This window comes from Kitasatospora sp. NPDC057500, assembly GCF_042802195.1.
Lineage (GTDB): Bacteria > Actinomycetota > Actinomycetes > Streptomycetales > Streptomycetaceae > Kitasatospora.
On sequence record NZ_JBHVER010000139.1, the window covers coordinates 1 to 22,377 of the forward strand.

General features: G+C 74.6%; 21 protein-coding genes. 7 read left to right on the plus strand and 14 right to left on the minus strand.

Annotation, left to right across the window (positions count from 1 at the left end; all coding sequences use genetic code 11):
* Positions 1-73: 73 nt before the first annotated feature.
* Positions 74-1,597, plus strand: coding sequence for an aldehyde dehydrogenase family protein (locus tag ACFU74_RS25515; protein ID WP_380760696.1), 1,524 nt, complete (start codon positions 74-76; stop codon positions 1,595-1,597).
* A gap of 241 nt (positions 1,598-1,838) precedes the next feature.
* The gene (locus tag ACFU74_RS25520; RefSeq protein ID WP_380760698.1) at positions 1,839-2,162 is read left to right on the plus strand and encodes a nuclear transport factor 2 family protein; all 324 of its coding nucleotides are present in this window, start codon (positions 1,839-1,841) and stop codon (positions 2,160-2,162) included.
* Between the two features lie 51 nt (positions 2,163-2,213).
* Here the strand turns inward: ACFU74_RS25520 and ACFU74_RS25525 are convergent, their stop codons facing one another.
* Positions 2,214-3,464, minus strand: a complete 1,251-nt coding sequence (locus ACFU74_RS25525) for a serine hydrolase domain-containing protein (RefSeq protein WP_380760700.1) — start codon at positions 3,462-3,464, stop codon at positions 2,214-2,216.
* 30 nt (positions 3,465-3,494) lie between these two features.
* Here ACFU74_RS25525 and ACFU74_RS25530 point away from each other — a divergent pair, with 30 nt between their 5' ends.
* Entirely contained in the window at positions 3,495-4,019 is a 525-nt protein-coding gene (locus ACFU74_RS25530) for an NUDIX hydrolase (protein ID WP_380760702.1), read from the plus strand.
* Here ACFU74_RS25530 and ACFU74_RS25535 read toward each other — a convergent pair.
* On the minus strand, positions 3,922-4,395 hold the full coding sequence (locus ACFU74_RS25535; RefSeq protein ID WP_380760704.1) for an Imm21 family immunity protein: 474 nt from the start codon (positions 4,393-4,395) through the stop codon (positions 3,922-3,924). The genes ACFU74_RS25530 and ACFU74_RS25535 overlap by 98 nt on opposite strands.
* Before the next feature lie 30 nt (positions 4,396-4,425).
* On the minus strand, positions 4,426-4,617 hold the full coding sequence (locus ACFU74_RS25540; protein ID WP_380760706.1) for a hypothetical protein: 192 nt from the start codon (positions 4,615-4,617) through the stop codon (positions 4,426-4,428).
* Positions 4,618-4,789: 172 nt separating this feature from the next.
* Here ACFU74_RS25540 and ACFU74_RS25545 point away from each other — a divergent pair, with 172 nt between their 5' ends.
* From ACFU74_RS25545 to ACFU74_RS25555, 3 genes are all read left to right on the plus strand, one after another.
* Positions 4,790-5,641, plus strand: coding sequence for a TetR/AcrR family transcriptional regulator (locus ACFU74_RS25545; RefSeq protein ID WP_380760708.1), 852 nt, complete (start codon positions 4,790-4,792; stop codon positions 5,639-5,641).
* 133 nt (positions 5,642-5,774) lie between these two features.
* Positions 5,775-7,682, plus strand: a complete 1,908-nt coding sequence (locus ACFU74_RS25550) for a hypothetical protein (RefSeq protein ID WP_380760710.1) — start codon at positions 5,775-5,777, stop codon at positions 7,680-7,682.
* 327 nt (positions 7,683-8,009) lie between these two features.
* Positions 8,010-10,301 carry a glycosyl hydrolase family 18 protein gene (locus ACFU74_RS25555; RefSeq protein ID WP_380760712.1) on the plus strand — a complete coding sequence of 764 codons (2,292 nt, stop codon included), beginning with the start codon at positions 8,010-8,012 and terminating at the stop codon, positions 10,299-10,301.
* Between the two features lie 35 nt (positions 10,302-10,336).
* On the opposite strand, the gene ACFU74_RS25560 is transcribed toward ACFU74_RS25555, so the two are convergent.
* From ACFU74_RS25560 to ACFU74_RS25610, 11 genes are all read right to left on the minus strand, one after another.
* Positions 10,337-11,044 (minus strand): spermidine synthase, encoded by a 708-nt coding sequence (locus ACFU74_RS25560; RefSeq protein WP_380760714.1) that lies wholly within the window; start codon positions 11,042-11,044, stop codon positions 10,337-10,339.
* 104 nt (positions 11,045-11,148) lie between these two features.
* On the minus strand, positions 11,149-12,252 hold the full coding sequence (locus ACFU74_RS25565) for a YeiH family protein (protein ID WP_380760716.1): 1,104 nt from the start codon (positions 12,250-12,252) through the stop codon (positions 11,149-11,151).
* A 7-nt stretch (positions 12,253-12,259) separates the two neighbouring features.
* Positions 12,260-12,826, minus strand: coding sequence for a cysteine dioxygenase (locus tag ACFU74_RS25570; protein WP_380760718.1), 567 nt, complete (start codon positions 12,824-12,826; stop codon positions 12,260-12,262).
* A gap of 86 nt (positions 12,827-12,912) precedes the next feature.
* Entirely contained in the window at positions 12,913-13,818 is a 906-nt protein-coding gene (locus ACFU74_RS25575) for a LysR family transcriptional regulator (RefSeq protein WP_350542570.1), read from the minus strand.
* A gap of 115 nt (positions 13,819-13,933) precedes the next feature.
* Positions 13,934-14,803: an amino acid ABC transporter permease gene (locus ACFU74_RS25580; protein WP_380760721.1), complete on the minus strand. Its 870-nt coding sequence runs from the start codon at positions 14,801-14,803 to the stop codon at positions 13,934-13,936.
* Positions 14,800-15,444, minus strand: coding sequence for an amino acid ABC transporter permease (locus ACFU74_RS25585; protein WP_380760723.1), 645 nt, complete (start codon positions 15,442-15,444; stop codon positions 14,800-14,802). The genes ACFU74_RS25580 and ACFU74_RS25585 overlap by 4 nt, the downstream gene beginning before the upstream one ends.
* A gap of 14 nt (positions 15,445-15,458) precedes the next feature.
* Positions 15,459-16,346 (minus strand): glutamate ABC transporter substrate-binding protein, encoded by an 888-nt coding sequence (locus tag ACFU74_RS25590; protein ID WP_380760725.1) that lies wholly within the window; start codon positions 16,344-16,346, stop codon positions 15,459-15,461.
* 10 nt (positions 16,347-16,356) lie between these two features.
* Positions 16,357-17,139 carry an amino acid ABC transporter ATP-binding protein gene (locus ACFU74_RS25595; RefSeq protein WP_380760727.1) on the minus strand — a complete coding sequence of 261 codons (783 nt, stop codon included), beginning with the start codon at positions 17,137-17,139 and terminating at the stop codon, positions 16,357-16,359.
* Entirely contained in the window at positions 17,136-17,378 is a 243-nt protein-coding gene (locus ACFU74_RS25600; RefSeq protein ID WP_380760729.1) for a LapA family protein, read from the minus strand. The genes ACFU74_RS25595 and ACFU74_RS25600 overlap by 4 nt, the downstream gene beginning before the upstream one ends.
* A gap of 155 nt (positions 17,379-17,533) precedes the next feature.
* Entirely contained in the window at positions 17,534-19,306 is a 1,773-nt protein-coding gene (locus tag ACFU74_RS25605; protein WP_380760731.1) for an ABC transporter ATP-binding protein, read from the minus strand.
* Positions 19,303-21,177: an ABC transporter ATP-binding protein gene (locus tag ACFU74_RS25610; protein WP_380760733.1), complete on the minus strand. Its 1,875-nt coding sequence runs from the start codon at positions 21,175-21,177 to the stop codon at positions 19,303-19,305. The genes ACFU74_RS25605 and ACFU74_RS25610 overlap by 4 nt, the downstream gene beginning before the upstream one ends.
* A 270-nt stretch (positions 21,178-21,447) precedes the next feature.
* On the opposite strand from ACFU74_RS25610, the gene ACFU74_RS25615 reads away from it, so the two are divergent.
* Positions 21,448-22,311, plus strand: a complete 864-nt coding sequence (locus tag ACFU74_RS25615; RefSeq protein ID WP_380760735.1) for an aldo/keto reductase — start codon at positions 21,448-21,450, stop codon at positions 22,309-22,311.
* Positions 22,312-22,377: the final 66 nt, after the last annotated feature.

Genomic DNA, 22,377 nt, shown 5'->3' on the forward strand with positions numbered 1-22,377 from the left:
GGGGGCCCCCCGCGGCCCCGCGGCGCCCCGCGCCCCGCCGGGGCGCCCCGACAGCGCGAGGAGGCACCAGAGCATGCCGGTCTACCAGCCCCCCGGACAGCCCGGATCCATCGTCGACTACCGCCCCCGCTACGAGCACTGGATCGGCGGCCGGTGGACGCCGCCGGTCCTCGGCCGGTACTTCGAGAACCCCAGCCCGGTCACCGGCGAGGTCTTCACCGAGGTCGCCCGCGGCACCGCCGAGGACGTCGAGGCCGCGCTGGACGCCGCCCACGCCGCCGCCCCGGCCTGGGGCCGCACCCCGCCCGCCGAGCGCGCCCAGGTGCTGCTGCGCATCGCCGACCGGATCGAGCAGAACCTCGAACGGCTCGCCGTCGCGGAGAGCTGGGAGAACGGCAAGCCGGTCCGCGAGACGCTGGGCGCCGACCTGCCGCTGGCCGTCGACCAGTTGCGCTACTTCGCCGGCGCGCTGCGCGCCCAGGAGGGCGGCCTCTCCCAGCTCGACGAGGACACCGTGGCGTACCACTTCCACGAGCCGCTGGGCGTGGTCGGCCAGATCATCCCGTGGAACTTCCCGATCCTGATGGCCGTCTGGAAGATCGCCCCCGCGCTGGCGGCGGGCAACGCCGTCGTCCTGAAGCCCGCCGAGCAGACCCCGGCCTCGGTGCTGCTGCTGGTCGAGCTGACCGCCGACCTGCTGCCGCCGGGCGTGCTCAACGTCGTCAACGGCTTCGGCCTGGAGGCCGGCCGCCCGCTCGCCTCCAGCGACCGGATCCGGAAGATCGCCTTCACCGGCGAGACCACCACCGGCCGGCTGATCTCGCAGTACGCCAGCGGCAACCTCATCCCGGTCTCGCTGGAGCTCGGCGGCAAGAGCCCCAACCTGTTCTTCGCCGACGTCGCCGCCGAGCAGGACGCCTTCTACGACAAGACCGTCGAGGGCTTCACGATGTTCGCCCTCAACCAGGGCGAGGTCTGCACCTGTCCCAGCCGGGCGCTGATCGAGTCCGCGGTCTACGACCGGCTGCTCGCCGACGGCCTGGAGCGGGTCCGCACGCTGCGCCAGGGCGACCCGCTGGACACCGCGACCCAGGTCGGCGCACAGGCCAGCGACGAACAGCTGCGCAAGATCCTCTCCTACATCGAGATCGGCCAGGCCGAGGGCGCCAAGCTGCTGGCCGGCGGTGAGCGGGCGGACCTCGGCGGCCCGCTGTCGGGCGGCTACTACGTCACGCCGACGGTCTTCGAGGGCGTCAACGAGATGCGGATCTTCCAGGAGGAGATCTTCGGCCCGGTGGTCGCGGTGACCCGCTTCGAGGACTTCGACGACGCGATCACGCTCGCCAACGACACCCTGTACGGGCTCGGCGCCGGCGTCTGGACCCGCAACGGCACCACCGCCTACCGGGCGGGCCGCGCCATCCAGGCCGGCCGGGTCTGGACCAACTGCTTCCACTCCTATCCGGCCCATGCCGCGTTCGGCGGCTACAAGAACTCCGGCATCGGCCGGGAGGGCCACAAGGCCGTCCTGGAGCACTACCAGCAGACCAAGAACCTGCTGGTCAGCTACTCCCCGCAGGCGACGGGCCTGTTCTAGCGCGACCTCGGCGCCGGGCGCGCCCCGAAACGCGGAGTGGGAAGTCGGGCCGGCCGACTTCCCACTCCGTACGCCACTCCCCGTGGCCCGGTCGGGGACCCCTGGGGGGTACATCACCCGTACCGGGATCCAAGCACATGAATCCCGGGAAATCCCCGACGCGCCGCCGACATGCGCGGCGAGTCCCGGCCAACGTCCTAAACAGGAGTCCCGACCCGATTCTCGACTCCTGGGAGACCGGATGACCATCGCCACCGCCAAACTCTCCGACCCGACCGTGCGCGCCGCCGTCACCGCGATCAACGACGGGAACCGGCAGGCCTTCGTCGACCTGCTCGCGCCGGACGCGACGATGTCCGACGACGGCACCGAGCGCGACCTCCAGGACTGGATCGACCGGGAGATCTTCACCGTCCACGGCCACATGGAGGTCCGCTCCGAGTCGGCCGGCGGCCGGACGCTGATCGCCGACTACCGCAACGAGACCTGGGGCGAGATGCGCACCGCCTGGCGCTTCACCGTCGAGGACGGCCGGATCAGCCACTTCGCGACCGGCCAGGCCTGACCCGCCGTCCGGGCCGTCGTCCGTCCGGACGTCCGGGCGTCCGGCGCCCCGTCAGGCCGCCCCGAGGCACTCCCGCACCGCCCTGATCAGCGTGCGGGAGCGGATGTCCCCGGTGACGCCGGGCTGCATGCCGTTGGTGACGTAGCCGAACCCGATCCCGAGCTCCGGATCGGCGAAGCCCAGCGAGCCGCCCCGGCCCGGGTGGCCGAAACTCGCCGGCGAGGCCATCGGCGCGGTCGCACTGTGCCGGAAGAAGCCCAGCCCGAAGGTGGAGTTGACGATCAGCACCCGGTCCGGGCCACTGACCACCGGTCCGACCGCCCGGGCCAGCACCTCGGGCCCGAGCAGCGGCGGCAGCGTCCCGCCGCCGCTGTGCCGGTCGGCCGCGCCGATCAGCGCCGCGTAGAACCGGGCCACCGAGCGCGCGGTGCCGATCCCGCCCGCGCCGGGGATCTCGGCGGCCTGCACCGCCGGGTCGTTCAGGTCCACCCCGGGCCGCACCGAGGCGAACGCCCGGGCGGTCAGCGAGGCCGGGTCCTGGTAGGCCTCCCGCACGGACTGCTTGGCGCGCAGCCGCAGCCCGCTCGGGCCGGTCCGGGCGGCCTGCGGCGCGGGCAGGTCGACCAGCCGGCCCACCCTGGGCGCGGCGCCGACCGGCAGGCCGATCCACAGGTCGAGGCCGAGCGGCCGGGCGATCTCCTCGGCGAAGTACTGGCCGACGGTGCGCCCGCTCACCCGGCGCACCACCTCGCCGACCAGCCAGCCGAAGGTGTACGGGTGGTAGCCGTGCGCCGTGCCCGGCTCCCAGGCGGGCGCCTGGGCGGCCACCGCGGCCGCCGCCCGCTCCCAGGTGAGCACGTCCTCCAGCCGCAGCGGCACGTCCAGCGCGGGTACCCCGGCCTGGTGCGACAGCAGCCAGCCCACCGGCACGCCGCCCTTGCCCGCGGCCCCGAACTCCGGCCAGTAGGAGACCACCGGCGCGTCCAGGTCCAGCAGCCCGCGCTCGGCGAGCAGCAGCGCGGTGGTCGCGGTCAGGCCCTTGGTGACCGAGCGCAGCACCTGCGCCGTGTCCGCCGTCCAGGGCACGGCCGGCGCGGGCCGCCCGCCGACCTCGGGCCGGGCGTCACCGCCCCACAGGTCGACCACCTTGCGGCCGCGCACGTACAGCGCGAACGCCGCGCCGAGCTCCCCGTACTCGCGGAAGTTGCGCTCGAAGGCCTCCCGCACCGGCTCGAAGCCCCCGGCCGTCTCGCCCCAGATCTCCACCACCGCGCGCGCCGCCCTCGTCGTTCGTACATCCATGGATCGCCCGGAAACCCTAACCTGTCGGTCATGACCGAGCCTGCGCAGAGCGATCCCGCCGATGAGCTGCTGGACGTCGTCGACGAGCACGACCGGGTGACCGGCACCGCGCCGCGCGGGGAGGTGTACCGGCGCGGGCTGATCCACCGGTGCGTCTTCGTCCTGGTCCGCGACCCGGCCGGGCGGATCTTCGTGCACCGGCGCACCGACACCAAGCTGTTCGCCCCGGGCGCGCACGACATGTTCGTCGGCGGCGTGGTGGGCGCCGGCGAGACCTACCGGCAGGCCGCCGTCCGGGAGGCCGAGGAGGAACTGGGCGTCACCGGGATCGCCCCGCGCCCGCTGTTCCGCTTCCTGTTCCGCGGTGAGGGCCTCGCCTGGTGGTCCGACGTGCACGAGGCCGAGTGGGACGGCCCGGTCGCCCCGCAGGAGTCCGAGGTCGCCTGGCACGCCTGGCTCACCCCCGCCGAGCTGGCCGAGCGGCTGGAGCGCGACGTGTTCGTCCCGGACGGCCGCGAGGCCTACCGCCGCTACCTGGAGCACCGTCCGGCCTGACCGGGCGGGGGGCGGAGCCGGCCGCCGGCAGCAGCCGGACGACGCCCACCCGGGCGGACCCGCCGGTCGCGTGGACCGCCCGGCCCCGCCACCGCCCGGCCGGCACGTCGACCGGCGCCTCCGGTGGCCGGCACCCGCCGTCGGGGGACGGCGCTCCGGGCCCGGCGCCCGCCTCCCCGGCGTCCATCAGCACCGCCGGGCCGTCGGTCCGCCGCACACCGCAGTCCTCCCACGGCGCGGCCGGGTCGGCGAGGACCGCGTCCGCCGCCGCGAGCAGCCCGGCCCCGGAGTCGGCGGCGAGCCGGCGGAGGAAGACCCGGCGGTCCGGCAGGCAGCAGGTGCCGGCGGGTTCGTCGCCCAGCACCAGCGCCGACACGGCGCCGCTGCCCAGGGCGACGACGCCGCCCTACCCCCCGACCGCGCACACGCGCGCGTAGTCGTCCGGCCGGCCGGTGCCGCCACCGACCGCCCCGCCCCTGCCCCCGCCGCAGCCTCCCCAGTGGCCCGGCGCGGACACCGGCACCACGACCAGCGGGCCGCCCATGGACTCCACCCGGACCGGACCGAACTCCTGCGTGCCGTCACCGGAATCGCTCATGCGTGAAGTGTGCCCGCCCTCACCGACACCTCCGCCGGCCCGCCCGGCAGCCGGAAGCCGGCGGGGAGGGGGCGCCGGGGCGGCGCGGGGCGCCACGGCCTCGGCAGGCGGACCCGCCGGCAGCGGCCCCCTGGCTCCACCCATCCGCCGCCGACGAACTAGGGTGACGCGCATGGCATCCCGCACGCCGTCGGCCCCCTCCTCCGCGTCCGCGCCCGCGCGCGGCGACCGCCCGGAGCCCGCCGGGCGACCGCGCCGCCGGCTCAGCGTGGACGAGCGGCGCGAGCAGCTGATCGCCGTGGCGCTGGAGCTGTTCAGCCACCGCCCGCCGGAGGAGGTGTCGATCGACGACATCGCCGCCGCCGCGGGCGCCTCCCGGCCGCTGGTCTACCACTACTTCCCGGGCAAGCAGGCGATCTACGAGGAGTCGCTGCGCCGGGCCGGCCGGGAGCTGTCGGCCCGCTTCGAGGAGCCCGCCGAGGGCCCGCTCTCGGAGCGCCTGTACCGGGTGATGGGCCGCTACCTGGACTTCGTGCAGAGCCACGGCCCCGGCTTCGCGGCGCTGCTGCGCGGCGGTTCGGTGACGGCCAGCACCAACACCTCGGCGGTGATCGACGAGGTCCGGCAGGCCGCGTACGACCAGATCATCGGCCACCTCGCGCTGCCCTCGCCCAGCCCGGGGCTGCGGCTGACCGTCCGGGCCTGGATCGCCAACGCCGAGATCACCTCGCTGGAGTGGCTGGCCGACCGCTCGGTGCCGCTGGAGGACCTCCAACTGCACCTGGTGCAGCAGTTCGTGGCGGCGCTCACCCTGACGGCCGCCCGGGAGCCCGCGCTGGCCGCCGAGCTGGCCGGGTTCTTCGCCGACGAGCGCCCCGACGGGCCGACCGGACGGCTGGTCGACGACCTGGCGCGCCTGCTGGCCGTCCCGGGCCTCGCCGACGCGCTGAGCGCCCTGGCCGCCGGCGCCCGGCCCGCCGGCGATGCCGCTCCGGACGCCGCTCCGGACGCCGCCGCCGGGTGACGCCGGACGGCCGGTTCTGCCGCGTCGGCGGCCTCTGATAGGAATGTGCACGGATCTGACGGCCCGCCGGTCACCCCCGGGCCGGGATCCACGGACCACCGAACGCACAGCGAGCAGAGCGGGGGGCTCACAGTTGACCCAGGACGGCCAGTTCAGCACGGAGGCCGGCCCCTTCACGGCCGCCGAGCGGGTCTCCGCGACCCTCGCCAGCCTCACCGACGCCCTCTTCGACGCCCGGACCTCGCGCCAGCCCGCCGCCGCGCTGACCGCCCTGCGGGACGCGACGCACCCGGCCGCCGACGCCCTGTTCAACCTGCCGCTGGCACCCAACGGCCCGGTGCACACCGCCGTCGACCGGCTCGGCACCGTGGTCACCGCCGGCACCACCCGCCCGGGCACCGGCGCCGCGCTCACCCCGTCGGCGACCGGCGCGCTGCTGGCCCGCTACGGCGCCGCGGGAACGGTCCGCGGCACGGCGGCCGGCTCCGCCGGGGAGATCACCGCCGGGCTCTTCGAGCTGCCGGTGAACGGCGAGCCCGCCGATCCCAAGCTGCGCCCCGCGTTCGCCGCACCGCTGGCCGCGCTGGCCGCCGGCCGGCAGACCCGGCAGCCCGTCGAACTGCCCACCGGCGCGGGCGCCGAGGTCCGCCTGGTCGTCCCGCCGGGCTTCCACGCCCTCACCGCGCCGGACGGCCCGCCCGGCGTCTCCGCCCGGACGGTGCGCACCGGCCCGGTGGACGGCGTCCCGGCCGGCCCCGGGGTCGCCCCGGCGACCGGCGCGGCCGCCGCCGCCCTGACCGCGCACCTGGCCGAGACCGCCGAGGAGCTGTTCAGCGGCACCGGTACGGCCGAGCGCCGCGACTTCGCGCTGATCGCCGCCGCCCTGGCGGACACCGTCACCTCCTCCGGCGCCTTCTACGCGGGCCTCGGCGCCTTCCACCTGGACGGCCGGCCGAGCGACGCCACCCTGGTCGTCTCGCTGGCCCGCCACCCGCTGCCGATCACCGGCCTCGCCACCGAACTGGCCACCGTGCGCCGGCACGCCGAGGTCTGGACGGTGCTGCTGCCCGCCGGGCCGGCCGCCGTCCTGGTCGAGGCGCGCAGCGTGCCGGTGCCGGGCCCGCTGGCCGCCGACGGGGGACGCCGCTGGGCGGTCACCTCGGTGGTGGAGGCGTTCGTCCCGCTGCCGGACGGCGCCTCGGTGCTCTGCGTGCAGCTGACCACCGCCCAGCCGCAGGACTGGGAGCTGTACACGGACGTCTTCGCGGAGCTGCTGAAGAGCGTTCAGTTCGGCTGGGACGGCGTGCCCGCCACCCCGCTCGTCCCGGCCGGCCCGGCACCGGCCCCCGCGCCGACCGTCGCCGTACCCGCTCCGCCGGCCGCGCCGACGCCCGCGCCCACCGAGGCCGCCGTGCCCGCCCCGGCCGCTCCCCCGGTGCCGCCGCCGACGGTGCCGGTGCCGGTGCCGGCGCCCCAGGAGGACGCGACGCCGGTCCGCATCCCGCCGGCCGACTTCAACCCCTTCGCCCCGGTCGCCGACCCGACCCCGGCCCAGCCGATCCTGGTGCCCGACGAGGCCGCGGTGCCGCCCGCCCCGCCCAAGGGCACGCCGGTGGCGGTCCCGCCGCCGGACTTCGACCCCTTCGGCATCCTCGGCACCCCGGCCGCCGAACCGGCCGCCCCGGAGCCGCTCAAGGGCACTCCCGTGATGGTGCCCCCGCCGGACTTCGACCCCTTCGGCATCATGGGGACCCCGGCCGCCGAGCCGCTGCCCGCCGCGGCCCCGCAGCAGCCCGCGGCCGCCCCGGCCACCGACCCGTTCGGCACGGTGACCGCCGCGGACCGGCCCAGCGACCCGTTCGGCACCACCGTCCCGGCGCCGCCCGGCGCCCCGCCGACCGTCCCCGCCTCCGCTCCGGGACCGGCCAAGGGCACCCCGGTGATGGTCCCGCCGCCGGACTTCAACCCCTTCGCCCCGCAGCCCGACGACGCCCCGGCCCCGCCGCCGCCCGCCGCTCCGGAGCAGAGCCCCTTCGGCTGAGGCCGGCCCCGCACCGGCGCAACGCGCCGCCGCGCCGCCTCCGCACCACCGCACCACCACCGCCCTGGCGACCCCGGTCACCGGGGCGGTGGCCGTCTGCACCCCGGTCATGTTCACGATCGACAAGTGGTACAGACCCATTGCCAGTTCACCCGTCCGCTCCCTACCCTCGGCTCAGGATCCCTCCGTGGCACCCCGACGGCCCGAGGACCGGTTCCGCGCCGCCCCCACGGCCCGGAGCAAGCTGCTCCACGCACCTGACACCTCCCCACGGGTTACGGGGCGTCCGGGCCTGCCCCGGGACACCCCAGGACAGGAGCCACATCCATGCGCAGACGTCGGATCAGCCTGCCGCTGCTCGCGGCCGGGACCCTGCTCGTCCCCCTGCTCGGCGCCGCCCTGCCCGCCACCCTGGCCCACGCCGCCGACGACGCGGCCCCGCAGGCCGCCGCCGGGTCGGTGACCGCGGCCCTGACCAAGGGCAGCGACTGGGGCAGCGGCTACGAGGGCAGCTACACCATCACCAACGGCTCCAGCGCCCCGGTCAACGGCTGGACGCTGGAGTTCGACCTGCCCACGGGCAACACCGTCGCGGGCCTGTGGAACGCCTCGTACACCGCCTCGGGCTCCCACGTCACGGTCAAGAACCCCGGCTGGGCCTCGACCCTGCCGGTCGGCGGCACCTACAACGTCGGCTTCAACATCGCCTACTCCGGCGCCTACCAGCCGCTGGCGAACTGCAAGCTGAACGGCAAGCCGTGCGACGGCAGCGGCGACGACCTGACCCCGCCGTCCGTCCCGGGCGCCCTGCAGTCCGGCACCGTCACCCAGACCACGGCGGCCCTCTCCTGGACCGCGAGCACCGACAACGTCGGCGTCACCGGGTACGACGTGTACCGGGACGGCACCAAGGTGGCCACCACCGACGGCGCCGCCACCGGCGTCACCGTGCAGGGCCTGACCGGCGGCACCACCTACCAGTTCACCGTCCAGGCCTTCGACGCGGCGGGCAACCGCTCGGCGGCGGCCGGCCCGGTGAGCGTCACCACCCCGCCGCCGATCGAGGACAAGGAGGCGCCCACCACCCCGGGCACCCCCGCCGTCACCGGGTCGGACTCCAGTTCGGTCTCGCTGAGCTGGACGGCCAGCACCGACAACGTCGGCGTCACCGCCTACGACATCACCGCGGGCAACGGCGTGGTGACCACCGTCACCAGCCCCTCCGGCACCGTCGGCGGCCTGGCCCCGGACACCGAGTACACCTTCACCGTGAAGGCCCGTGACGCGGCCGGCAACGTCTCCCCGGTCTCCGGCGCGGTCACCGCCCGCACCAAGAAGGGCGGCACCGGCGGCGCGCTGAAGATCGGCTACTTCACCCAGTGGAGCATCTACGCCCGCGGCTACAGCGTGAAGCAGCTCGACGCCTCCGGCTCGGCCGGCCGGCTCTCGGTGATCAACTACGCCTTCGCCAACATCCACCCGACCACCAAGCAGTGCTTCATCACCAACAAGGCGGCCGGGCCGGACAACGACCCGAACGCGGGTGACGGCGCCGGTGACGCCTGGGCCGACTTCGGCAGGGGCTGGGACGCCGGCACCTCGGTGGCCGGCACCACCGACACCTGGGACCAGAAGCTGGCCGGCAACTTCAACCAGCTGAAGCAGCTCAAGGCCAAGTACCCCAACCTCAAGATCCAGATCTCGCTGGGCGGCTGGTCGTACAGCAAGTGGTTCTCCGACGCGGTGGCCACCGACGCCTCCCGCAAGGCGCTGGCCACCTCCTGCATCGACATGTACATCAAGGGCAACCTGCCGGTCATCGACGGCCGCGGCGGCGCGGGCAGCGCGGCCGGCATCTTCGACGGCATCGACCTCGACTGGGAGTGGCCGAACTCCGACGGGCACACCGGCAACATCTTCCGGCCCGCCGACAAGGCCAACTACACCCTGCTGGCCCAGGAGTTCCGCCGCCAGCTGGACGCCCTCGGCGCCACCACCAACAAGCACTACACGCTGAGCGCCTTCCTCCCGGCCGACCCGGCGAAGGTCACCGCCGGCATCGACATCCCGGGCCTGTTCGGCGCCTTCGACTTCGCCACCATCCAGGGCTACGACTACCACGGCGGCTGGGAGATGGTCACCAACCAGCAGTCCGGCATCAAGGTCGCCGCGGGCGACCCGAACCCGCCGGCCCGCCAGTTCAGCTCCGAGGTCGCGATCGCCGCGTACGTGGACGGCGGCGCCCCGAAGAGCAAGCTCACCCTGGGCATCCCGTTCTACGGACGCGGCTGGACGGGCGTGCCGCGCGGCACCACCAACGGCCTCTTCCAGACCGCGACGGGCCCCGGCCCCGGCACCTACGAGGCCGGCTTCGAGGACTACAAGAAGCTCAAGGTGATGGCCACCAGCGGCGGATACACCATCTACCGCGACCCGGTGGCCGGCCACTCCTACATCTACAACGGGACCGTGTTCTACACCTACGACGACCCGACCGAGATCGCCCGCAAGACCGCCTGGATCAAGTCCCAGGGGCTGGCCGGCGCGATGGTCTGGGCCTTCGACGGCGACACCCCGAACGGCGAGCTGATGGCCGCGGTGGACAACGGCCTGAAGTAGCCCCGCCCCCTTCCGGTGCCCGGCCCGTCACGCGCTCACCGCGCGCGGCGGGCCAGGTGCACGACGTCCGGTACCCCGCGGGCCACCGCGACCTCCCGGGTCGTCACCTCCGTGAAGCCGGCCGCCCGCAGCGCCTCCTCGAAGGCCGGCGACGGCCGGGCGCTCCACACCGCCAGCACCCCGCCCGGCTCCAGCCGCCGCAGCAGCAGCGCCAGCCCGTCGGCGCCGTACAGCCCGGCGTTGCCGTCGGTGACCGTCCAGTCCGGCCCGTTGTCGATGTCCAGGCAGAGCGCGTGGTGGCGGACGCCGTCGGCGCCGGCCAGGTACTCCAGCAGGTCGGTGTGCAGCACCCCGACCCTCGGGTCCTCCAGCGCGCCGGCCGAGAAGGCGGCCAGTGGGCCGCTCCGGTGCCACTCGATGATCGCGCCCTCGCGCTCCACCACGGCGATCCGCCCCCAGCGCGGCTCGGCCGCCGCGTGGGCCAGCGAGAAGCCGACGCCGAGCCCGCCGATCAGCACCGAGGGCTGCGCCACCGGTCCGCTCCGGTCCAGCTCGTCCAGCGCCGCCCCCACCAGCAGCCGCTCGGAGCGCCCGTCGGCGGTGTCCATCAGGAAGCAGCCGTTGGCGATGATCTCGTAGGTGCCGCCGCGCCGCCGCAGCGCCACCTCCCCGAACGGACCCTCGCGCCGGTCGAGCGTGACGACGGCCGGGGAGCCGTCCCGTTCCGGCAGTGCGGTGGACATGCGGCGGGTTCCTCCGTGGTGTTCGACGGCCCGGACACGCGGCCCGCCCGACCGGCCGGGCCACCCGCCCGACAATAGCCCAACCCCCGCCGGACGCCCGGTGTTTATGCGGTGGCCAGCACCCCGGCGTAGGAGACCCCCGCGACCACCACCCAGGAGCCGAGCCCGAGCAGCGCGAGCCGGCCGCCGGTGCGCACCATGGTCGGCAGGTGGACGGCGCTGCCGAGCCCGAACAGCGCGGCCGCCAGCAGCAGTTCCTGCGCGTCCCCGGCGAGGGTGAGGGCCCGCTCGGGCACCACCCCGGTGGTGCGCAGCGCGATCATGGCCAGGAACCCGGCGACGAACAGCGGCACCAGCGGCGGCCGCTTGCCTCCGGCCCGCACGGCACCGTCCGGCGCGGTGCCTTCCGGCACGTCGCCCGTCTGCGCGGCGCCGGCCCGTCGTCGCGCGCGCCGGGCGGCCACCGCGACCCCGGCGACCAGCGGCGCGAGCAGGACCACCCGCATCAGCTTGACCAGCACCGCCTCGCGCAGCGCGCCCGCCCCGCCGCTCTGTGCGGTGGCGACCACCTGGCCGACGTCGTGCACACTGGCGCCGACCCAGCGGCCGAAGCCGCCGGTGTCCAGGCCGAGCGGGTGCTGGAGCAGCGGCAGGACGGCGATGGCGAGGGTGCCGCAGAGGGTGACCAGCGCGACGGAGGCGGCGACGTCCTCCTCCTCGCTGCCGGCGGCCTGGCTGACCGCGCCGATCGCCGAGGCGCCGCAGATGGAGTAGCCGGTGGCGACCAGCAGCGGCTGGTCACCGGGCAGGCCGAGCCGGCGCCCCAGCCACAGGGTGCCGGCGAAGGTGGCGGCGACCACCGCGAGCACCATGGCGACGGTGGCCCAGCCGAGGCCGAGCACGTCGTCGAGGCCGAGTTTGAGGCCGAGCAGCACGATGCCCAGGCGCATCAGCCGCTTGCCGGCGGTGGAGAGCCCGGGCCGGGCGACGCCGCGGACCACCGGGCGCAGGCCGGGCAGGTGGGCGGCGGCGACGCCGAGCAGCACGGCGGCGGTGAGGCTGGGTACGGCGGGCACGGCCTGGTGGACGGCGAACGCGGCGGCGACGCCGAGCGCGGCGAGCAGCAGGCCGGGCGCGTCGCCGCCGAGCGGGGGCAGGGCGCGGGTGCGCGAGGGGCGCACCGCGCGGTCCCGGAGGGTCAGGGCCATCCGGGGCTCACCGCCGCCCGTCGGCGGGCAGCCGGTAGACGCGCCGGATGCTGGTGCCGAGCCGGGAGACGTCGGCGCCGTACACGTGGATGGAGATGGCGGTGGCGGTGCAGGCGTTGCGCACCAGGTGGATGTCGCCGGGCGGGGCGAAGGCGGCGACGGTGCCGGCCGGGCCGACCACGTGCTCGGTCTCGACCAGGTGGGCGGAGCGCCCGTCGGAGACCAGCCGGTAGCGGGTCTCGCTCTCCTGGCCCTCGTGGACGCCGGCCACGCACCAGGAGACGTGGTCGTGGATCGGGGTGTGCTGCCCGGGCAGCCAGACCAGGGCGACGACGGAGAAGGAGCCGTCGTCCTCGGCGTGCAGGACGTGCTGGCGGTAGCGCTCGGGGTCGCCCTCGCGCTGGTCCGCGGTGAGGAGTTCGGCGTCGCCGAGGTGCGGGGCGAGCCGTTCGCCGACCAGGTAGGCGGTGAGCTCGGGCGGCAGTCCGCGGTCCACGACCGCGCGGATCCCGCCGACGAGGGCGGTCATGCGCTCGGTGAGCCGGCCGCTGCCGACCGTGGCTGACGTTGTCATGCCAGCAGGTTCGCGGCCGCCGACCCATCACGTCCAAGGAGGGTTCTTTCGCTCTCCCCCAATCAGTGCTTATCGATCGGCCGCGCTCAGCACCCCACCCGCGCGGCGGCGGCCTGCCGCAGGTGGTCCAGGACCAGCGCGGTCGCCGGGATCCGGCGGTGCTCGCGGAGCACGTACGCGCTGACCTGGCGGCGCAGGTGCGGCTCGACGGCCCGGCCGGTGACCTTGCGGTGGCACATGAAGGAGAGCACCAGCGCGGGCATCAGCGCGATCCCGACCCCGGCGGCGACCAGGCTCTGCACGGCGAGGTTGTCGTCGGTGGAGAAGACGATGTCCGGGGCGAAGCCCTCCTCCGCGCAGACGTGCAGCAGGTTGGCGCGACAGCGCGGGCAGCCGGCGATCCAGCGCTCGCCGTCGAGGTCGGCCAGCCGGACGGCGTGCCGGCGCCCGAGCGGGTGGCCGACCGGCAGCAGCACCGTCAGCAGGTCCTCCATCAGCGGGATCTCGTCCAGTTCGTCCGGCACCTCGGCGGGCGCCCCCGGGTAGCGGAAGGCCAGCGCGATGTCGCACTCCCCGCGCAGCAGCCGCTGCACCGAGTCCGGCGGCTCGGCCTCCAGGAGTTCGACCCGCACACCGGGGTGCTCGGCGAGCAGCCGGGCCATCGCCTCCGGTATCAGGGTGGCGTTGGCGCTGGGGAAGGCGCAGACCCGGACCCGTCCGGCGCGCAGCCGGCCGAGGGCGGCGAGCTGCTGCTGGGCGGCGGAGAGGCTGCCGAGGATCTGCTCGGCGTGCCGGGCGAGCGCCTCGCCGGCCTCGGTGAGCCGCAGCCCGCGCCCGGCCCGGGTGAACAGCGGCAGGCCGACGGTGCGTTCCAGGGCCTTCATCTGCTGGGTGATGGCGGGCTGGGTGTAGCCGAGCTCCCGGGCGGCCGCCGAGTAGGAGCCGGCCCGGACGACCTCGTGGAAGGTCCTGATGTGCCGTGAGTCGAACACGGGCTCCACTGTCCCTCCGCACGGCCGTGGTGTCATTGTCCGGCAATCATAAGCAGAGTTTGGAGGTACCGGGCCAGACCTCATTCGCACCTATGGTTCACCGGCGAACCGCCCGTCACGGCTGCGCGGACGGCGGCACCCCCATCGACACCTCGGCGGGCGCCACCGGGGCCCCGCCGCGCGCGCTCGGGCTGCGCCGGCTGCGCCGCTCGACCCAGTGGGCGAACCAGGAGAGCAGCAGGCACATGCCGATGTAGATCGGCGCGATCACCATGACCACCGGGATGAACGGCAGGTCGTAGTCCAGGTTGGTGGCGATCAGCTTGCCGGCGTGCAGGAACTCCTCGTAGGTGATCAGGAAGCCCAGCGAGGTGTCCTTGAGCGCGACCACCAGCTGGCTGATGATCGCCGGCAGCATCGCCCGGCAGGCCTGCGGCACCAGCACGTACGCCATCACCTGCGACTTGCGCATGCCGAGCGCGAAGGCCGCCTCCCGCTGGCCCCTGGGCACCGCGAGCACCCCGGCCCGGAACACCTCGGCGAGCACCGAGCCGTTGTAGAGGACCAGCCCGGCCACCAGCGCCCAGAGCGGGGCGACCTTGAGGGCGACGAAGATGAAGAAGATCATCACCAGCAGCGGCATGGCCCGGAAGAACTCCACCACCAGGGTCGACAGCCGGCGCACCACCCGGTGGTCGGAGAGCCGCCCGACGGCGAACAGCGCGCCGAACGGCAGGGCGAACAGCACCGTCCAGCCGAAGGCCTTGAGGGTGTTGGCGAGCCCGCGCAGCAGCAGGTCCTGGACGCCCTGGTACTGGAACGCCGTCCACTTGGCCGCGGTGAACTGGTTGGTGTGGAAGAGCATGTAGACGATCCAGCCGATCAGCGCGGCGATCGCCAGCAGCGCGATCCCGCCGTACAGCCGGTGCCGGGCGAGCGCCTTGGGGCCGGGGATGTCGTAGAGCGCCGAGGATTCCACCGTCATCGCGACACCGCCAGTCGTCGTTCCAGCAGGTTGAACACCGCACTGATGGCCAGGGTGATGATCAGATAGCCGACGGCGATCCAGATGAAGGTCCAGACGATGCTGTAGCCCAGCTCGTTGATGGTCCGGTAGGTGCCGAGCAGTTCGGTGACGCTGAACGAGCCGGCGATCGCCGTGTTCTTCGCCAGGGCGATCATCACACTGCCGATCGGGGCCACCACCGAGCGGTACGCCTGCGGCAGCACCACCAGGCCCATCGTCTGGCCGAAGGTCATGCCCAGGCTGCGCGCCGCCTCCCCCTGCCCGACCGGCACGGTGTTCACGCCCGAGCGCATCGCCTCGCAGACGAACGCGGAGGTGTAGCAGCCGAGCGCGAGCACCGCGAAGGTGAAGAACGGCAGGGTGATGTCGAACCGCGGCAGGCCCAGCACGACGATGAAGAACAGCAGGGTCAGCGGGGTGTTGCGCAGCAGGGTCACCCAGGTGGTGCCGAACGCCCGCAGCGGGCGCACCGGGGAGACCCGGAAGCTCGCCATCAGCACCCCGAGCACCAGCGCCAGCACGGCGCTCACCGCGAACAGCGCGAGGGTGCCGAGGAAGCCGTCCCAGTAGGTCGACCAGTTGTCGGTCAGCGTTTTCACAGCCCGGCCCCTCCTCAGTACCGGTCGATGGGCGGCGGGGCGGGCGCGGGCACCCCGGACAGGCCGAGGGTCGCGTCGTACGCCTTCTTCCAGTCGCCGTTCTCCTCGTGGTGCGCCAGCGCGTCGTTGAGCGCGCCGCGCAGCACGGTGTCGTTCCTCGGCGTGCCGATCCCGTACGGCTCCTGGGAGAACGGCTCCCCGACCACCTTGAGCTCGTCCGGCACCTTGGCCGCGTAGCCCATGAGGATGGTGTTGTCGGTGGTGACGGCGTCCACCTGGGAGGTGATCAGGTTGTCCACGCAGGCCGAGTAGGTGTCGTAGCCGATCAGGTGCGCCTTCGGGTACTGCTTCTGGATCCGCTGGTACGGGGTGGAGCCGGACGCCGAGCAGACCTTCCTGCCGTCGAGGTCCTGCGGGCCGGTGATCTCCTTGTCGTTCCTGCGCACCAGCAGCGACTGGCCGGCGATGAAGTACGGCCCGGCGAAGCCGACCAGCTTCTTGCGGTTGTCGTTGATGGTGTAGGTGCCGACGTAGTAGTCGACCTGGCCGCTCTGCAGCGCGGTCTCGCGGTTGGCCGAGGCGATGGTCTTGAACTCGATGCGGTCCGGGCCGAACCCGAGGTCGGCGGCGACCATCTTGGCGATCTCGATGTCGAAGCCGGAGTACTCGCCGGTGGCCGGGTTCTTCTGGCCCAGGTAGGGCTGGTCCTCCTTGGCGCCGACCACCAGGTGCCCCCGGCCGCGGGCCGCGTCCAGCGTCGGCGAGCCGCTCACCGCGCTGCCCGCCGCCACCGCGTAGGTGGGCAGCGCGCTGGGCTGCGGCCCCTTCGGCGGCGGGGTGCCGGGCTTGCCGCAGCCGGCCAGCAGCAGGGCGGCGGCCGCGAGGGTCAGGATCTTCTTCACGGGCCCGGCCTCAGTGCTTGAGGATCTTGGAGAGGAAGTCCCGGGCGCGCTCGGTCTCCGGGGCTCCGAAGAACTCCTCCGGGGCGCGGTCCTCGACGATCCGCCCGTCGGCCATGAAGACCACCCGGTTGGCGGAGGCGCGGGCGAATCCCATCTCATGGGTGACCACGATCATCGTCATGCCCTCGTGCGCCAGCTGGCGCATCACGTCCAGCACCTCGTTGATCATCTCGGGGTCGAGCGCCGAGGTCGGCTCGTCGAACAGCAGGGCCTTGGGGTCCATCGCCAGCGCCCGGGCGATCGCGACGCGCTGCTGCTGGCCGCCGGAGAGCTGGGCCGGGTACTTGTCCGCCTGCGAGGCCAGCCCGACCCGCTCCAGCAGCGCCCGGGACTTGGCGTCGGCCTCCGCCCTGCCCCGGCCGCGCACCTTCACCTGCGCCAGCGAGACGTTCTGCAGCACGGTCTTGTGCGCGAAGAGGTTGAAGGACTGGAACACCATCCCGACCTCGGCGCGGAGGCGGGCCAGCCCCTTGCCCTCCTCGGGCAGGGGCCGACCGTCGATCACGATGGAACCGGACTCGACCGGCTCCAGCCGGTTGATGGCCCGGCAGAGGGTGGACTTCCCGGAGCCGGAGGGGCCGATCACCACCACGACCTCGCCCCGGCCCACGGTCAGCTCGACGTCCTGGAGGACGTGCAGCGCCCCGAAGTGCTTGTTGACGCCGCGTAACTCGATCAGCGGGGTGAAGCCGCACGGCCCGGGCGGGGACGGCGGCTCGGCGGCGGTGCTCACTTCCCGCGCCGCCCCTTCAGCAGCCACCCGAGCGCCACACCCGCGACCAGGGTGGCCAGCAGGGCGATCCAGAGCGGAGCGGTCACGGTGAACACCCAGAACTGGATCTTCACCTTGTCGAGGTTGGCGAACAGGAACCATGCGGCGAGCACGACGATCACGCCGATGCCGATGTAGCGGGTGGGCACCCCGCCGATCTCGCTGCGCCTGGTACCCGAGGAGTCCGAAATCTTGGTCACCCGAGCATTCTGGGGGCGATTGGGGGTATTTGCCCGGATGCGCGGCCGGGAGTGCCCCACAGAGGTCAACTTCGCCCCCGCGGGTTCACCGCCCGTCAGCCCCCGTCAGCCCCGGTCAGCGGTCGTCAGCAGTCGTCGGCGGTCGTCAGCGGTCGTCAGCGTTCGTCCCTCCAGGAGCGCCAGAGCGCCGCGTACGGGCCGCCGGCCGCCACCAGCGCGGGGTGGCTGCCGTACTCGCTGATCCGCCCGTCCTCGACCACCGCGATCACGTCCGCGTCGTGCGCGGTGTGCAGCCGGTGCGCGATGGCGATCACCGTGCGGCCCTCCAGCACCCGGGCGAGCGAGCGCTCCAGGTGCCGGGCGGCCCTCGGGTCCAGCAGCGAGGTGGCCTCGTCCAGCACCAGGGTGTGCGGATCGGCCAGCACCAGCCGGGCCAGCGCCAACTGCTGGGCCTGCGGGGGTGTCAGCACGGCGCCGCCGGAGCCGACCTCGGTGTCCAGCCCGGCCGGCAGCGCGTCCACCCACGACCCGGCGTCCACCGCCTCCAGCGCCCCGCGCAGCTCGGCGTCGTCGGCGCCCGGCGCGGCCAGCCGCAGGTTGTCCCGGAGCGTCCCCACGAAGACGTGGTGCTCCTGGTTGACCAGCGCGACCTCGGCGCGCACCCGCTCGGTCGGCATCCGCGACAGGGCCGCCCCGCCCAGGGTCACACTGCCCCGGCCGGGCGCGTAGATCCCGGCCAGCAGCCGGCCCAGGGTGGACTTGCCGGCCCCGGACGGCCCGACCAGCGCCACCCGGCTGCCGGGGGCGACGTCCAGGCTGATGCCGTGCAGCACATCGGCGCCCTCCCGGTAGCCGAAGCGCACGTCCCGCGCCTCGACCCGCCGCCCGTTCGGCCGGACCTCGTCGTCGGCCTGCGCCTGCGGCACCTCGTGCACCCCGACCAGCCGGGCCAGCGAGGCCTGACCGATCTGCAGTTCGTCGTACCAGCGCAGGATCCGGTCGACCGGCGCCACCATCGCCTGGGCGTACAGCACCCCGGTGGTCAGCTGGCCCACGGTGATCCAGCCCCGCAGGGCGAACAGCCCGCCGAACACCAGCGGACCGAGCACGGCCAGGGTGTACGCCGCGTCGATGGTCGGGAACCAGACCGAGCGCAGCCAGAGCGTGTACCGCTCCCAGGCGATCCACTCCGCCAGCTTGCGGTCGGTCAGCCGGACCCGCTGCTCGCCCAGCCGGAGTGCCTCGACCGTCCGGCCGGCGTCGACCGTCTCGGCCAGCACCGAGTTCGCCGCCGCGTACCCCGCCGACTCGTTGCGGTAGGACTGCGGGGCGCGCCGGAAGTACCAGCGCGAGGAGACCAGCAGCACCGGCACGCCGATCAGCGCGGTGAGCGCGAGCAGCGGCGAGGTGAGCGTCAGCGCGCCGAACACCAGCACCAGCGAGACGATCCCGACGGCCAGCTCCGGCACCGCCTCGCGCACCGACTTGTCCAGCCGGTCGATGTCGGTGGTGCCCCGGGAGACCAGGTCGCCCGTCCCGGCCCGCTCCAGGACGCCGGTCGGCAGCGCCACCGAGCGGACCAGGAAGTCCTCCCGCAGATCGGCCAGCACCCGCTCGCCGAGCACCGCCCCGCGCATCCGCGACCACCAGGTGAAGGCGGACTGCACCGCGAGCGCGAGCAGATACCACGCCACGGCGACCGTGATGACGGACTCCGCGGTGCCGGCGGCCAGCGACTCGACGAGCCTGCCGAGCACCCAGGGACCGACCAGCCCGGCCGCCGTCGCCACCGCGTGCAGCCCGACCACCGCCGAGAGGCCGCCCCGGTGACGCCGGGCCAGCAACCGCAGGTAGCCGCGCACGGCGGCCGGCGAACCGACCGGCAGGGTGACGGCCGGACCCTGCTCCTGGTGGACGGGGGGCTTCATGCGTCACTCCTCGACTCGGTGCGGGCGGCGCCGGCCCCGGCCGGGCGCTCCCCCGCCGGTTCCGGCTCGTCCGCGCGGGTGACCACCGCCCGGTAGGCCGGCTCGGCGCGCACCAGTTCGCGGTGGACGCCGGTGGCGGCCACCCGGCCGCCCCGCAGCAGCACCACCCGGTCCGCCTGGTCGAGCAGCAGCGGGCTGGTGGCGAAGACCACCGTGGTGCGCCCCTCCCGGTTCTTGCGCAGCCCGGCGGCGATCTTGGACTCGGTGTGCGCGTCGACCGCGCTGGTCGGCTCGTCCAGCACCAGCACCGGCGGGTCGGCCAGCAGCGACCGGGCCAACGCCAGCCGCTGCCGCTGCCCGCCGGACAGCGACCGCCCGCGCTCGGTGATCGACGCCCCCATCACACCGGGCCCTCCTGCTGCGGCCCCCGGGCGCCCGGACCCGGCGCCGACGCTCGGCGCTCCGTCCGGGGCCCCGACCTCCGCACCGTCCGCCAGGGCGTCGAGCACGTCCTGGGCGCGGGCCGCCGCGAGCGCGTCCCACGGATCGACCCGGCCGGAGGCGGGGATGTCGAACAGCGCCGCCAGGGTGCCGGAGAGCAGCACCGGCTCCTTGTCGTGCACCAGCACCGCGGCCCGCGCCTCGGCCAGCGGGACGGTGTCCAGCTCGGTGCCGCCGAGCCGGACCGACGGCTCCGCCGGCCCGTCCCCGTCCGTCGGGACGTGCCCGCCGAGCCGTTCGGCGAGTGCTCCCGCGAAGTCCGGGTCGCCGCAGACCACGGCGGTCAGCTCGCCGGCCCGGGCGGTCAGCCCGGTCACCGGGTCGAACAGGTCGGAGCGCGCCGGGTCGGCGAGCGAACCGGTCCCGGTGCCCTCCGTCCTGGCGAGCGCGAGCACCCGCAGGACGCGCCCGGCGGAGACCCTGGCCACGCTCCAGGCGTGCGCCGACTCGCCGAGGATGCGCAGCGGCGCGGCGAGGAACACGATGGCGCCGTAGACCGCGACCAGGGTGCCGACCGAGATCCGCCCGTCGGCCGCCAGCCGGGCGCCGTACCAGGTGATGCCGACCACGAAGAGGCCGGGCAGCAGGACCTGCTGGGCCTGCATCAGGGACCAGACCCGGGCCGAGCGGACGGCCGCGGCGCGGAACCGCTGGGAGGCGGCCCGGTAGCGGTCGAGGAACAGCTGCTCGCCGCCGATCCCGCGCAGCACCCGGAGCCCGGCCACCGTGTCGGCGGCCAGCTCGGTGGCCTTGCCGCCGAGGGCGCGCTGATCGGTGTAGCGGCGCTGGAGCGGCCCGAGCAGCGGCCAGACGGAGACCGCGAGCACGGGCACCCCGAGCAGCACCGCCACCCCGAGCACCGGCTCGACCGCCAGCACCGCGGCGCCGACCGCCAGCCAGACGGCGACCGCCGCGCGCAGCCGGGCGGTGAGCTCGACGTACCAGCCGACCTTCTCGACGTCCCCGCTGCCGACCGCGACGACCTCGCCGGTGGCGATCCGCCGGGACAGCCCGGAGCCGAGGTGCGAGGCCTGACGGGAGACCAGCTGGCGGACCTGGCAGACGGCGTGGATCCAGTTCCAGACCGCCTGGCGGTGCAGCAGCACGGTGGCGAGCGCGGACACCGCGGTCAGCGCCAGGGAGAGCGCGCCGATCCGCCACAGGGCGCCGGTGTCGCCGTCGACGACGGCCTGCACGCCGAGGCCGACCGGCACCGGCAGGGCGGCCTGACAGCCCATCTCCAGCAGCGCCCAGCCGGTGGCGAGCGCCTGACCGCGCCGCTGGCCGCGCTGGAGCCAGCGCAGCAGCGCGAGCGGGGTGGAGAGGTCGGGACGGCCGGGATCGGCCAGGGGGAGGGTTTTGAGCAGCATGACGCTCCGTTGCGGGGCGGTGCGGGCGGAGGGTTGCGGAGGACGGCCGGTAGGGTCGCGGGGCGGGCTCGTCAGGAGGTCATGGCAGTGAGGGTGCCAACTCGACTGTGACCTGCGCAACAGGTTTTCCGGGCCCCCGACCGACCCCGTAGGGTTGTGCACGCGCCGGTATCAGGCGCCGGAAATTTCCCGGCCAGGGGAACACTTCCGGCCGTCGCGCCGGTTGCCCCATCGGAACCACAGGGACGACCAGGAGAGGGCACTCCTTCCGTGAGCAACATCCCCAGCGTCACGCTCAACGACGGCACCCGGATCCCCCAGCTCGGCTTCGGGGTCTGGCAGGTGCCGGACGCGGAGGCCACCGCCGCCGTCCGCGCCGCCATCGAGGCCGGCTACCGCTCGATCGACACCGCCGCGATCTACGAGAACGAGTCCGGCACCGGCAAGGCGGTCGCCGAGGCCCTCGCGGGCGGCCTCGCCCGCGAGGACCTCTACATCACCACCAAGCTGTGGAACTCCGGCACCCGCGACTGGTCCGGCGAGCAGGGCCGCGACGCGGTGCTGCGCGAGTTCGACGCCTCGCTGGACCGGCTGGGCCTGGACTACCTCGACCTCTACCTCATCCACTGGCCGCGCCCGATGCACGGCAGCTACCTCAACGTCTGGAAGGCGCTGGAGCAGCTGAAGGCGGACGGCCGGGTCCGCTCGGTGGGCGTCTCCAACTTCGGCACCGAGCAGCTCACCCGGCTCGCCGAGGAGTCCTCGCTCCTCCCGGCGCTGAACCAGGTCGAGCTGCACCCGTACTTCCCCCAGGAGGAGCTGCGCGCCTTCCACGCCCGGCACGGCATCGCCACCGAGGCGTGGAGCCCGCTCGGCCAGGGCAAGGAGCTGCTCTCCGAGCCGGAGCTGGTCCGGATCGCCGCCGCGCACGGCCGCACGGTCGCCCAGGTGGTGCTCCGCTGGCACCTGCAGAGCGGCATCATCGCGATCCCGAAGTCGGTCACCCCGTCCCGGATCAAGGAGAACCTGGACGTCGCCGGCTTCGAGCTGGACGCCGAGGACCTCGCCGCGATCGCCGGCGTGGCCACCGGCACCCGGATCGGCCCGGACCCGCAGTCCTTCGACTGGAACTGACCGGCCAGGCGGCCCCGGCCGCCCGACCGCCCGTCAACGGCGAAGGCCGCCCTCCCCGCTCGGGGG

What these genes read in the sequence shown, in the direction of transcription:
- ACFU74_RS25515 (WP_380760696.1), top strand. Translation starts at nt 74, where the DNA reads ATGCCGGTCTACCAGCCCCCCGGACAGCCCGGATCCATCGTCGACTAC.
- ACFU74_RS25520 (WP_380760698.1), top strand. Translation starts at nt 1,839, where the DNA reads ATGACCATCGCCACCGCCAAACTCTCCGACCCGACCGTGCGCGCCGCC.
- ACFU74_RS25525 (WP_380760700.1), bottom strand. Translation starts at nt 3,464, where the DNA reads ATGGATGTACGAACGACGAGGGCGGCGCGCGCGGTGGTGGAGATCTGG.
- ACFU74_RS25530 (WP_380760702.1), top strand. Translation starts at nt 3,495, where the DNA reads ATGACCGAGCCTGCGCAGAGCGATCCCGCCGATGAGCTGCTGGACGTC.
- ACFU74_RS25540 (WP_380760706.1), bottom strand. Translation starts at nt 4,617, where the DNA reads ATGAGCGATTCCGGTGACGGCACGCAGGAGTTCGGTCCGGTCCGGGTG.
- ACFU74_RS25545 (WP_380760708.1), top strand. Translation starts at nt 4,790, where the DNA reads ATGGCATCCCGCACGCCGTCGGCCCCCTCCTCCGCGTCCGCGCCCGCG.
- ACFU74_RS25555 (WP_380760712.1), top strand. Translation starts at nt 8,010, where the DNA reads ATGCGCAGACGTCGGATCAGCCTGCCGCTGCTCGCGGCCGGGACCCTG.
- ACFU74_RS25560 (WP_380760714.1), bottom strand. Translation starts at nt 11,044, where the DNA reads ATGTCCACCGCACTGCCGGAACGGGACGGCTCCCCGGCCGTCGTCACG.
- ACFU74_RS25565 (WP_380760716.1), bottom strand. Translation starts at nt 12,252, where the DNA reads ATGGCCCTGACCCTCCGGGACCGCGCGGTGCGCCCCTCGCGCACCCGC.
- ACFU74_RS25570 (WP_380760718.1), bottom strand. Translation starts at nt 12,826, where the DNA reads ATGACAACGTCAGCCACGGTCGGCAGCGGCCGGCTCACCGAGCGCATG.
- ACFU74_RS25580 (WP_380760721.1), bottom strand. Translation starts at nt 14,803, where the DNA reads ATGACGGTGGAATCCTCGGCGCTCTACGACATCCCCGGCCCCAAGGCG.
- ACFU74_RS25605 (WP_380760731.1), bottom strand. Translation starts at nt 19,306, where the DNA reads ATGAAGCCCCCCGTCCACCAGGAGCAGGGTCCGGCCGTCACCCTGCCG.
- ACFU74_RS25610 (WP_380760733.1), bottom strand. Translation starts at nt 21,177, where the DNA reads ATGCTGCTCAAAACCCTCCCCCTGGCCGATCCCGGCCGTCCCGACCTC.